Origin of the sequence: Streptomyces flaveus, assembly GCF_014647675.1 — a bacterium.
GTDB lineage: Bacteria > Actinomycetota > Actinomycetes > Streptomycetales > Streptomycetaceae > Streptomyces > Streptomyces flaveus.
In genome coordinates this window covers 224,463-235,892 of the sequence record NZ_BMPQ01000010.1, presented here as the reverse complement: position 1 = coordinate 235,892, position 11,430 = coordinate 224,463, and the positions used below count along the sequence as shown (strand labels likewise).

The following is an 11,430-nucleotide window of genomic DNA, read 5'->3' as shown; positions in this document are numbered from 1 at the left end:
AGTCAACCCGCAGCCGCCCAACCGCCGGAGGCACATGGTATGGACGAGCGATCGGCACAACATCGTTGGGAGCGGCGCACTCAGCAGCCGCTGATGGGGCTGGCGGTGGTGTTCGCCGCCGCCTACGCGGTGCCGATCATCTGGCCCGACGCCAGTCAGGCCGTGACAGAAGCGTGCGAGGTAGTGGAGTGGGTCGTGTGGGGAGCCTTCTCCCTCGACTACCTCGTCCGGCTCGTACTGACCGAGCGGCGGGGCGAGTTCGTGCGCACGCACTGGCTCGACCTGTGCGCCGTACTGCTGCCGCTGATCCAGCCGCTACGGCTGCTCCGGGTCGTGGCCACGGTGCTGCTTGTCGGGCAGCGGGCCAGGATGGCCACGCAGATCCGGCTCACCACGTACGTCGCGGGTGCCGTGGTCGCGCTGATGATGTTCGGCTCACTCGCCGTGCTGTCCGTCGAACGGGAGTCGCCGGACGGCAACATCAAGTCGATGGGGGACGCGGTGTGGTGGTCGTTCACCACCATGACGACCGTCGGCTACGGCGACCACGCGCCGACGACCGGCCTCGGCCGCATGATCGCGGTCGGGCTGATGCTCTCCGGGATCGCCCTGCTCGGTGTCGTCACCGCCAATATCGCGGCCTGGTTCATCGCCCGCTTCGAGTCGGACGACGTGGAGGAGCGACGGCAGACGGCCGCGATCGAGGCCCTCGCGGAGGAGGTACGGGCACTGCGCGCCCAGGTCGCCGCGCTGTCCGATTCTTCAGGGAAGGTCCCCGAGAAGAGCCGTACGTAGGGCTCGTATACAGGTGACCGCCCGCGCCCCTGACGGAGCGCGGGGCTCCCTCACGTCCCGCGGACCGCGGATCAGAACATTCCGGCCGCGGGTGTCCCTGTCCCGGCGAGCCAGACGATCGCCAGGACCGTGTCGATCGTGCCCAGCACCACGGCTATCAGTGCCGGTACCGGGCGGGCGCCGCTCCAGCTGCGTCCCATGGCGAGCCAGCCGCAGGCGATCGCCACCGGGCCGAGAATGATGCCCAGTGTGAAGAAGCCGGCGACCGCGCAGATGGCTCCGATGATTCCGAGCGTCGCGCGATCCGGCCCACTCCGATGCCACGTCCGGCCCCGTGAGCGGGGGTGCTTGCGCGTGGTGTGTCCGAAGCCCGCCATCATCAACTCCCTGGACTTTTGCTGCCGGTTCGGGCTCGATGCGGCGAGTACCCCGGTTCGTCATCCCTAGACCCGCTCTCCGGGACCAGAGTTGGATCCGCGGCGCGCCATCCCCCTCCGGCGGCGCGCCGCGGCCTGGCCCGACTGCCGTGGCGTACGGATCAGTTGAACCACTCTGGCCGCCGACAAGGCCCGTACGAAAGTCGTACGGACACCTGTCACCCTGATAGGCGAACGCCCCGCCGGGCGAACCCGACAGGGCGTCAGACTCGGTGGGTGAACGGCTGCCTAGATGTGCCCCGCCCCCGGACCCGCGGCGTCCGCGTTGGCGCCGCGCTTGGTGAGGAAGGCGACGAGGACCGCGACGGCGGCGACCCCTGCGGCGACCAGGCTGGCCAGGCTCATACCGGAGATGAACGTGTCGTGGGCGACTTCCGTGATCTTCTCCGCGATCGGGGCCGGGGTGTCCGGCGGCACCGGCGCGGCGCCGACCTGGACCGCCTCGGAGGCCTGGTGGAGCTGGGCCTCGTTGAGCGGCGGAAGCTTGGCGTCCGCCCAGTTGCCCGCGAGGTCGCTGTCGACCTTGGAGGCCATCACGGCGCCGAGGACCGCCGTACCGAGGCTGCCGCCGATCTGCATGGCCGCCTGCTGGAGACCGCCGGCGACACCGGAGAGCTCCATCGGCGCGTTGCCCACGATGACCTCGGTCGCGCCGACCATGACGGGTGCGAGTCCGAGGCCGAGGAGGGCGAACCAGATCGACATGACGCCGCTGCCGGTGCCCTTCTCCAGCGTCGACATGCCGTACATGGCGATGGCCGTGCACGCCATGCCGCCCGCGAGCGGGATGCGCGGCCCGACCTTGGTGATCATGGCGCCCGCGAGGGGTGAGCCGACGATCATCATGCCGGTGAGGGGGAGCAGGTGGAGGCCCGCGTCGATGGGGCTCATGCCGTGCACGTTCTGCAGGTAGAAGGTGACGAAGAAGAGGCCGCCCATGAAGGCGATGGCCATGAGCACCATCAGGACCACACCGGCCGAGAGCGGTACGGAACGGAACAGGGCCAGCGGGATGAGCGGTTCCCTGACCTTCGTCTCCCAGAGCGCGAACAGGGCGAAGCCGAGCACGGAGATACCCAGGAACGTCCAGGTCATACCGTCGCCCCAGCCCCACTCGGGGGCCTTGATGAGCGCCCAGACCAGGCAGAACATGGCGCCGGAGAGCAGCCCGATGCCGAGCACGTCGAAGGAGCGCGGCGCGTTCTCGGCGCGGTGGTCGGTGAGGATCACCACGCCGAGGACGACGGCCAGGATGCCGACGGGGACGTTGATGAAGAAGACGGACTGCCAGTTGACGTTCTCGACGAGTACGCCGCCGAGGATCGGGCCGCCCGCTGTGGAGGCGCCGATCACCATGCCCCAGATACCGATGGCCATGTTCAGCTTCTCGGCGGGGAAGGTGGCCCGCAGCAGTCCGAGCGCGGCCGGCATCAGCAGCGCGCCGAACAGGCCCTGGAAGACGCGGAACGTGATGACCATGGCGATGGAGCTGGACATTCCGATGACGCCCGAGGCCACCGCGAAGCCCACGACGCCTATGAGGAAGGTCTGCCGGTGTCCGAACCGGTCGCCGAGCTTGCCCGCCGTGATCAGCGTGACGGCGAGCGCGAGGAAGTACGCGTTGGTGATCCACTGGACGTCGGCGAAGGTGGCGCCCAGGTCCGTGGCGATGGCCGGGTTGGCGATGGCCACGATGGTGCCGTCGAGGGCGACCATCATGACGCCTACGGCCACAGTGATGAGGGTCAACCAGGGGTGGCCGCGAAGCCCCCGGTCCGTTGTCCGATCCGACGGGACGACTGGCGTCTTGTCCCCCGAGCCCGTCTTGTCGACAGTGGTCTGACTAGTCATGCGTTCGAGGCTAACGACAGTCACTGACACTTGACGAATCGATTCACAAGTCGGTAACTGTCACGTCACTCATGGATAGGGTGAGCCGGACAAAAAGGCTTGGGCAAGGCTTCGGAGCGAACAAGGCTTGGTGCGAACAGTTCGGGCAGCTCAGACAGCCCGGAAGGGAGGGCCCATGGACACGCTGCCCCGACCCGGGCTGCGCGAGCGCAAGAAGCAGCGGACCAGGGACGCGCTGGCGCGGGCCGCCCTGGAGCTGTTCACGGACAAGGGGTACGAGCGGACGACCGTCGACGAGATCACCGAAGCCGTCGATGTGTCACAGCGCACGTTCTTCCGTTACTTCGCGGGCAAGGAGGAGGCCGCGTTCGCCGTCCTGGAGATGACGGAGGCGCACTTCCTCGACCTGGTGCGCGAACGCCCGCCCCACGAGAGCCCGTTGGAGGCGCTGCGCCGGGCCGTCCTGGAGAACTGGGACACCCTGAACGAGACCGTCGAGAGCGTCATACCGGTCGAACTGCACATGCGCACCTTCCAGCTGATCGAGTCGACGCCCGCCCTGCTCGCCGTCCATCTGCGCCGCACCGCGGAGCTGGAGGAGAAGCTCGCACGACTGATCGCCGAGCGTGAGGGCCTGGACGTGGACGCCGATCCGCGGCCGCGGGTGGCGGTGGCCGTGTTCAGCGGGGTGATGCGGGTGACCGGGCGGCTGTGGAGCACGGGCGGGGACCTCAGCGTCGAGGCGATTCGCACGCTGACCACCGCTTACCTCGACCAGGTGGGGCCCGCGTTGACCAAGGACTGGAACATACAAGGCAAAAGAGGCAAAGGCCCGGCGTGACGCTTCAACTCCTACACACAGCGTGACGCTTTAACTCCCACTGAGCCCGGATTAGCCCAATTACCCGACAAGAAACGTGATCCCCCTCACTCGGTTAACGCGAGACACTCTTGTTCTCTTAGTGTGTCCTCCCAGTGACTTCCTTCGGCTCCCCTCCCCAGCTCAACGTCTGGCGCGCTCTCCTCGCTCTGGCCGTCGTCTTCGTCATGCTGGCGACCACCGGCTGGACCGTCGTACGCAACCACAGAGCCGCGGCGACACCGCTCGAGGCCTCCCTCTCCGCCTGGGAACGCGGCGGCATCGGCGGACGTGAGCTGCCGGACCCGGACTCCGCGCCGGCCCGCCTCGCCCGCTTCTTCGCCTCGCTCGACGTCCAGCAGCGCCACCGGCTCGCCGCCCGCTATCCGCTCGCGGTCGGCAACATGAACGGGGCGCCGGTGAAACTCCGCTACCGCGCCAACCGCATCGCGCTCGACGAAGCACGCAGGACCGAGCGAAAGCGCATGTACGACGAACGGCTCTCGCCCGCGGGTCAGCACGAGGCGGGCCGCCGTATGCATCGTTACGAGGACCTGCTGCAAAAGGACCGTCAGGTCCTCGCCTTCGACCCGCTGGGCGCGGGCCGGATCGCCGAGGTCTTCGGAGACCTGGGCAAGGCACAGCGCGTCTCGGTCGTCGTTCCGGGCGTCGACACCGACGTACTGAACTTCCAGCGCACCGACCGCGAGTTCTCCGCACCCGTCGGCATGGCGAGGTCGCTGTACCTGGAGGAGCGCTCGGCGAGCCCGAGTACGCGTACGGCCGTGATCGCCTGGGCCGATTACACGGCGCCCAGCGGGCTCGGTATGGACGCGGCCACCGGCGTACGCGCCGAGGAGGGCGCGGTCCGGCTCAACACACTTGTACGGACGCTGCCCGGCCGTTCACCCATCGCGCTGTACTGCCACAGCTACGGCTCCGTGGTCTGCGGCGTCGCCGCGGACGCGCTGCCGTCCCGGGTCTCCGACATCGCGGTCGCGGGCAGCCCCGGGATGCGGGTCGCGAACGCCGGGCAACTGCACACCTCCGCGCGGGTGTGGGCCACGCGGGACTCCGACGACTGGATCCAGGACGTGCCGTACATGGAGGTCGGCTGGCTCGGTCACGGGGCCGATCCGGTGTCCTCGGGATTCGGGGCGCGGGTGCTGTCCGCATGGGGCGCGAAGGGCCACGGCGGCTATTTCGAGCCGGGTACGGAGAGCCTGCGCAACTTCGCCGAGATCGGTGTTGGCGCGTACCGCGCGGTGAGCTGCGCACACGAGGATGACGTGTGCCAGAAGGGTTTGTCCGACATGGCTGAAGCCGGACGCGCGTAGAGGACGAAGAAACCGCGGTTCGCACGGGGAGGGGACGAGAAAGCGCATGGCGCATACGATGGCCCGCATGGGTGACGTACTGGCCGGATTGCATGCCGCCTGGGAGTTCGAGTCCGACTCCGTGCTCATCCGCTTCGAACGGGGGATCCGTACGCCGAAGCTGTTCCAGGCGCTCGGCGAACGCCGTATCCCCATCGAGGCGATCGCGGCGGTGACGCTGACTCCCGGTAAACGCGGGACGGTCGTCCTGCGCGCCGAACCGAGACCGGGCGCGGACCCGCTGATGGAGGCGGCGGCGGGACAGCTCAAGGAAGCATGCGATCCCTACCGTCTGGTGCTCCCCGGCGATCGCGAGACGCTTGCCGAGTACTACGCCGACGAGCTGCGGGCCCAACTCGTCCCCGACGACGCGGCCGTGGCGGAGCGTTATCTGGTGGACCCGCCCGAGGCGCCGCTGCAGTTCAAGGCGTACGACGGGAAGGCGTCCTTCGACGGCAAGTCGGTGTCCTTCCGGTGGTTCTGGACGGGCGCCTCGTCCGCCAAGTGGAAGGCGGGCGACCAGAGTTTCGCGGTCTCGGAGCTGAGCGGCGTCGAGTGGCGCTCGCCCGAGGTCTTCGAGGGCCATCTACGGCTGCTGCACCGCGAACCGTCCTACGCTCAGCCCGCGCAGGCCGACCAGGACCCGGCGGCGGTCGTCTTCGGCCTCGGTTACGGACCCGTGCACGAGTCGCTGCCCTTCGCGGCCTCGGTCCTCGCGGCGGTACGCGCGGCCGGGCCCCCGGCGAAGAGCGACGGCGCCCCGTCCGCCCGGCACCGCGACCCCGCGGACATCGCCGACCGGATCCGGCACCTCGGGGAGCTGCACCAGGCGGGGCTGGTGACGGACGAGGAGTTCACGTCCAAGAAGGCGGAGCTGCTCGCGGAGTTGTGACGGGTCGTGCGGTGATCTGTTGTGCCGTGAGCAGTCGTACAGTGCCGACTGGGCGGTGACTCGTCGTCATACCGCTCGTACCTGGAGATAGCGGACCACCTGGTGCCGGCCGAGCAGACGGTGAAGACCCACATAGGCCGCGTACTGGCGAAGCTGGACCTTCGCGATCGCGCACAGGCCGTGATCTTCGCCTATGAGTCGGGGCTGGTCACGCCCGGCGACCGATAGGGCCGTCGGGGCGCGACCAGCGGGTTCACCGCCGGCTTGGGCTCACTCCCGGCCGGCGGAGGTGAACGTCATGTCGGCGTACCGGTTTCCGGCCACCTTGGAAGCGATCGGCTCCAGCAGGGCCATGTCCTCCTCGCCGAGGACGATGCGGGTGGCGGCCGCGTTCTCCTCGATGCGGCTGCGCTTGCGGGTGCCCGGGATCGGTACGACGGGCAGCCCGTGCGTCGCCGCCTGCTGTTGCACCCACGCCAGCGCGATCTGTCCGAGCGAGGCGCTGTGGGAGTCGGCGACGGCGCGTATCGGCTCAAGGAGGGCGACGTTCGCGGCCGCGTTCTCGCCCGTGAAGCGGGGCTGCTGACGGCGGAAGTCGTCGGCGGTCAGGTCCTTCTCGGCGTTGGCGAAGGAGCCCGTGAGGAAGCCGCGGCCGAGCGGCGAGTACGGCACCAGGGCCACGCCCAGCTCACGGGCGGCCGGTACGACACCGGCCTCGATGTCGCGGCTGAACAACGACCACTCCGACTGCACGGCCGCGATCGGATGCACGGCCTGCGCCGCGCGCAGCTCGCCGCCCGTGACCTCGCTCAGCCCAAGGTGCTTGACCTTGCCCTCGCGCACCAGCTCGGCCATGACGCCGACGGTCTCCTCGATGGGGATGTTCGGGTCGCGGCGGTGCATGTAGTAGAGGTCGATCACGTCGACGTCCAGGCGCTGCAGGCTCGCCTCGACGGCCTGGCGGATGTACGGCGGGTCATTGCGGATGATGCGCTTCGTCGGCTCGTCCGGCGGGACCGACAGGGCGAACTTCGTCGCGATGACGACCTCGTCGCGGTGGGCCTTGAAGAACGGCGAGAGGAACTTCTCGTTCTCGCCCCGGCCGTAGGCATCGGCGGTGTCGTAGTGCGTCACGCCCAGTTCCAGCGCACGCTCCAGGGTGGCCCGTGCCTCGTCGGCGTCCGTCGGGCCGTACGCGAAGCTCATCCCCATGCAGCCGAGGCCCTGCACACCGACCTCGGGGCCGCCCGTGCCGAGTTCCACCTTCGCGATCTTGCTGTCCGTCATCAGGACCTCTCCGACGCCAGGGCACGCCCGGCGTCCGCGTAGAAATTGATCTTTCGGTCGAGTACCGCGAGCGTGTCCTGCAGCTCGGCGATCCGGGACAGGACGTCCTCCCGAGTCGCCTTCAGGAGCTCGAAGCGGTCGCCATAGGTGTGGTCGCCCTCCCGCACCAGCTCCGCGTACCGCACCATGTCGGCGACCGGCATGCCGGTCAGCCGGAGCTTGCCGACGAGGTCGAGCCAGTCCAGGTCACGGTTGCTGTAGCGGCGCTGCCCGGTGTGGGAGCGGTCGATGTGCGGCATCAGCCCGATCCGCTCGTACCAGCGCAGGGTGTGCGCCGTGAGGCCGGTGAAGGCGACGACCTCACTGATCGTGTACTTGTCCTGTCCGTCCGGGCGTCGGTCGACCTGCCGCGGGCCGGCGCAACTGTCGGTCCTGGTAGTACTCGTGGTCTCCATCACCGTCATGGCCCCCACGCTAAAACCTTGGAGTGCGCTCCAAGCAAGCGAATACCAAGCGAATACGGTAAGAAAACCGGAGGACGTGACGTGAGCGCGGTGGTTAGCGTGCGGGACATGAGTCTCGTACGACGTGCCACGGTCGAGGACGCGGAGGAAGTACTCCGGCTGCGTCAGGTGATGATCGACTCGGTCTTCACCGCGGACGGTTCAACCGAGTGGCACGCCGAGTCCCTGCCCACCGTACGCGTCAGACTCGCCGATGCGGACGGGGACTTCGCGGCCTTCGTCGTCGACCACCCCGACCGGCCGGACGCGCTCGCGGCGCTCGTCGTCGGGACCATCGAGTACCGGATCGGGCGGGCGGACAATCCGCACGGCCGCGTGGGGCACGTCTTCAGCGTGGCCACCGACCCGGACACGCGGCGCCGCGGGTACGCGCGCGCGTGCATGGAGAGCCTCCTCGACTGGTTCCGCGAGAAGGGCGCCGCCCACGTCGATCTGAACGCCTCCGCCGAGGCCGAGCCGCTGTACGCGTCGCTGGGCTTCGTACGCAAGCCCGACCCCTCGATGCGGCTGACGCTGTGAGCCGCATAACCTCGTATGCATGTCTCTGCACAGCCTGGCGTTGATCGAGAACTGGCCGGTGCCCACCGCCGCAGCGGCCGTCGTACGCGCGGACGGCACCGTCCTCGGCTCGTACGGCCCGACCGGGCAGCGCTTCCCGCTGGCCTCGGTCACCAAGCCGCTCGCCGCGTACGCCGTGCTGGTCGCGTACGAGGAGGGGGCCGTCGACCTGGACGAACCGGCAGGACCGCCCGGCTCCACGGTCCGCCACCTCCTCGCCCACACCTCCGGCCTGGCCTTCGACGAGCACCGGGTGACGTCCGCGCCCGGGGAGCGGCGGCTGTACTCCAACGCCGGGTTCGAGCAGCTCGGGGACCATGTGGCGAAGGCGGCGGACATCCCGTTCGCGGAGTACGCGCGGCAGGCGGTCCTTGAGCCGCTGGGGATGACGTCGACCGCGCTCGACGGCTCGCCCGCCAAGGACGGCGTCTCGACCGTCGACGACCTGCTCCGCTTCGCGGCCGAGGTGCAGGCGCCGCGACTCCTCGACCCGAGGACGGTCGCCGAGGCGATGACGGTCCAGTACCCCGGTACGAAGGGCGTCCTGCCGGGCTACGGCCACCAGAACCCCAACGACTGGGGCCTGGGCTTCGAGATCCGCGACTCCAAGTCCCCCCACTGGACGGGCAGTTCGTCCTCCCCCCGCACCTTCGGTCACTTCGGCCAGTCGGGCACGTTCCTGTGGATCGACCCGGCCGCGGGGGTGGCCTGCGCGGCTCTCGCGGACCGAGCGTTCGGGCCGTGGGCGATCGAGGCGTGGACACCGTTCACGGACGCGGTGCTCGCCGAGCTGGCCGAGCTCAAGAGCGGTGGTCGAGGCTCCGGTTGAGCCCTCGTCACCCCGACAACTCCCAGATCAGCACCTCGGCCGGGACGGACCCGGCGACCAGTTCCAGCCCCTTCTCCCCCTCGGCCCGCACCGCGTCCCCGGCCCCCAGCTCATGGGGCCCGACCCGGACGGCACCCCGTACGACGTGCAGATACGTGCGCGGCGCGTCCGGTATGGCGGTCCGCTCCCCCACCGCCTCCAGCCGCCGCACATGCAGCATCGCCCCAGCCTCCGGAACGGCGTACGGCGTGGAATCCGCGATGCCGTGCACGATCTCGTACGCGGGATCGCCGCCGGGGTCCAAGGGCGCCAGCCACATCTGTACGAAGGTCAGCGGCTCGGCGCCGTCGTTGCGCTCCACGTGCCGTACGCCGCCCGCCGAGCTGAGCCGCTGCACGTCCCCGGGCCTGACCACCGACTCATGGCCGGCCGAGTCCCGGTGCGTCAGCTCGCCCGAGACGACCCAGGTCACGATCTCCGTGTGACTGTGCGGGTGCTCGTCGAAGCCCGCGCCGGGCGCGAGGCGCTCCTCGTTGCAGGCGATGACCGCGCCGAAACGGAGGTTGTCGGGGGCGTAGTGGGGTCCGAAGGAGAAGGCGTGCAGGGACTCGATCCCGGCCGCCGGGTCGCCTCCGCGGTAGCGCTCAGCGGAGCGCCGTATGTCCATCACGGGCCCACGGTAGACCCGCCGCCGCACACTCCCGTCCGGATAAGGCAGTCTTGTCCCGTGCCCGAACCCGAATCCAGTGCCACCAAAGCCGCTGCCCGCGCCGCCCACGCGCACGCCGCGACCCTGAAGCGGCTGGAGAAGTCCTCCGGAAGTCTCGCCGCGCAGGCCATCGCGCGCATGGACGAGACGCTGCCGTGGTATCGGGCGATGCCCCCGGAGAACCGGTCGTGGATCGGGCTCGTCGCCCAGGCCGGTATCGCCGCCTTCACCGAGTGGTTCCGGCATCCGGACGCCCCACAGGCCATCTCCACCGATGTCTTCGGCACCGCGCCCCGCGAGCTGACCAGGGCGATCACGCTGCGCCAGACCGTGGAGATGGTGCGTACGACCATCGAGGTCATGGAGTCCGCGATCGACGAGGTCGCGGCCCCCGGCGACGAGTCCATCCTGCGTGAGGCCCTCCTGGTGTACGCCCGCGAGATCGCCTTCGCCACCGCCCAGGTGTACGCACAGGCCGCCGAGGCACGCGGTGCCTGGGACGCCCGGCTCGAGTCACTGGTCGTCAACGCCGTCCTGTCCGGCGAGGCCGACGAGGGCGCCGTCAGCCGGGCCGCGGCCCTCGGCTGGAACTCCCCCGAGCATGTGTGCGTGGTGCTGGGCACGGCCCCCGACGGGGACAGCGAGCTGACCGTCGAGGCGATTCGGCGAGCCGCCCGCCACGCCAAGCTCCAGGTCCTCACCGGAGTACTCGGCGACCGGCTCGTCGTCATCGCCGGTGGCAGTGACGATCCGCTGGGAGTCGCCAAGTCGCTGATCGGGCCGTATGCGGCGGGAGCGGTGGTGGCGGGGCCCGTCGTACCCGATCTGCTGGCCGCGACCCGGTCCGCGCAGGCCGCCGCCGCCGGGCTCAAGGCGTGTTTCGCCTGGCAGGACGCCCCGCGGCCGGTACTGGCGGACGATCTGCTGCCGGAGCGCGCGATCGCCGGCGACCCCGCGGCGCGCGACCAACTGGTGGAGGAGATCTACAGACCACTGGAGGAGGCCGGGTCCGCTCTCCTGGAGACCCTGAGCGTCTATCTGGAGCAGGCGAGCAGTCTGGAGGGCGCCGCCAGGATGCTCTTCGTTCACCCGAACACCGTGCGCTACCGGCTTCGACGTGTGACTGACGTCACCGGTTGGTCACCCTCCGATGTACGATCCGCGTTCACACTCCGGATCGCGCTGATCCTGGGGCGTCTGGCCGATGGAGATCCCCAGCTCTAGGCTTTTGTCGGGGCTCCACAAAACCCCCTGCTGTTCTTCGTCCCTGTCCCCACGGGCGGCGGTGCCCATCCACAAGAGAGAGTGTGAGA

General features: G+C 69.5%; 12 protein-coding genes and 1 pseudogene. 8 read left to right on the top strand and 5 right to left on the bottom strand.

Going from position 1 to position 11,430, the window contains the following annotated elements:
- Positions 1–39 precede the first annotated feature (39 nt).
- Positions 40–795, top strand: a complete 756-nt coding sequence (locus IEZ21_RS22080) for a potassium channel family protein (protein WP_189323644.1) — start codon at positions 40–42, stop codon at positions 793–795.
- A 71-nt stretch (positions 796–866) separates the two neighbouring features.
- Here IEZ21_RS22080 and IEZ21_RS22075 read toward each other — a convergent pair whose 3' ends face one another.
- Positions 867–1,175 carry a hypothetical protein gene (locus tag IEZ21_RS22075; RefSeq protein WP_033320670.1) on the bottom strand — a complete coding sequence of 103 codons (309 nt, stop codon included), beginning with the start codon at positions 1,173–1,175 and terminating at the stop codon, positions 867–869.
- 285 nt (positions 1,176–1,460) lie between these two features.
- Complete coding sequence (locus tag IEZ21_RS22070) at positions 1,461–3,083, bottom strand: MFS transporter (protein WP_189323643.1); 1,623 nt, start codon at positions 3,081–3,083, stop codon at positions 1,461–1,463.
- A gap of 175 nt (positions 3,084–3,258) precedes the next feature.
- On the opposite strand from IEZ21_RS22070, the gene IEZ21_RS22065 reads away from it, so the two are divergent.
- The 4 genes and pseudogenes from IEZ21_RS22065 to IEZ21_RS22050 form a co-directional block, all read left to right on the top strand.
- Positions 3,259–3,924, top strand: coding sequence for a TetR/AcrR family transcriptional regulator (locus IEZ21_RS22065; RefSeq protein ID WP_189323642.1), 666 nt, complete (start codon positions 3,259–3,261; stop codon positions 3,922–3,924).
- 134 nt (positions 3,925–4,058) lie between these two features.
- Complete coding sequence (locus IEZ21_RS22060) at positions 4,059–5,279, top strand: alpha/beta hydrolase (RefSeq protein WP_189323641.1); 1,221 nt, start codon at positions 4,059–4,061, stop codon at positions 5,277–5,279.
- 67 nt (positions 5,280–5,346) lie between these two features.
- Positions 5,347–6,210, top strand: a complete 864-nt coding sequence (locus IEZ21_RS22055; protein ID WP_189323640.1) for a DUF4429 domain-containing protein — start codon at positions 5,347–5,349, stop codon at positions 6,208–6,210.
- An 84-nt stretch (positions 6,211–6,294) separates the two neighbouring features.
- Positions 6,295–6,438: pseudogene (locus tag IEZ21_RS22050) on the top strand (LuxR C-terminal-related transcriptional regulator); the annotation flags it as partial.
- A 42-nt stretch (positions 6,439–6,480) separates the two neighbouring features.
- Here the strand turns inward: IEZ21_RS22050 and IEZ21_RS22045 are convergent.
- Both IEZ21_RS22045 and IEZ21_RS22040 read right to left on the bottom strand, forming a co-directional pair.
- Positions 6,481–7,497, bottom strand: coding sequence for an aldo/keto reductase (locus tag IEZ21_RS22045; RefSeq protein ID WP_189323639.1), 1,017 nt, complete (start codon positions 7,495–7,497; stop codon positions 6,481–6,483).
- A complete protein-coding gene (locus IEZ21_RS22040; protein ID WP_033320675.1) occupies positions 7,497–7,961 on the bottom strand; it encodes a MerR family transcriptional regulator in 465 nt (154 codons plus the stop codon). The genes IEZ21_RS22045 and IEZ21_RS22040 overlap by 1 nt, the downstream gene beginning before the upstream one ends.
- A 108-nt stretch (positions 7,962–8,069) precedes the next feature.
- Here IEZ21_RS22040 and IEZ21_RS22035 point away from each other — a divergent pair, with 108 nt between their 5' ends.
- Entirely contained in the window at positions 8,070–8,540 is a 471-nt protein-coding gene (locus IEZ21_RS22035; RefSeq protein ID WP_189323638.1) for a GNAT family N-acetyltransferase, read from the top strand.
- A 19-nt stretch (positions 8,541–8,559) separates the two neighbouring features.
- On the top strand, positions 8,560–9,408 hold the full coding sequence (locus tag IEZ21_RS22030) for a serine hydrolase domain-containing protein (protein WP_189323637.1): 849 nt from the start codon (positions 8,560–8,562) through the stop codon (positions 9,406–9,408).
- Between the two features lie 7 nt (positions 9,409–9,415).
- On the opposite strand, the gene IEZ21_RS22025 is transcribed toward IEZ21_RS22030, so the two are convergent.
- Positions 9,416–10,075 carry a pirin family protein gene (locus tag IEZ21_RS22025; RefSeq protein WP_189323685.1) on the bottom strand — a complete coding sequence of 220 codons (660 nt, stop codon included), beginning with the start codon at positions 10,073–10,075 and terminating at the stop codon, positions 9,416–9,418.
- Positions 10,076–10,135: 60 nt separating this feature from the next.
- Here IEZ21_RS22025 and fasR point away from each other — a divergent pair, with 60 nt between their 5' ends.
- Complete coding sequence (gene fasR / locus IEZ21_RS22020; protein WP_189323636.1) at positions 10,136–11,341, top strand: fatty acid biosynthesis transcriptional regulator FasR; 1,206 nt, start codon at positions 10,136–10,138, stop codon at positions 11,339–11,341.
- The last annotated feature ends 89 nt before the right edge of the window (positions 11,342–11,430 follow it).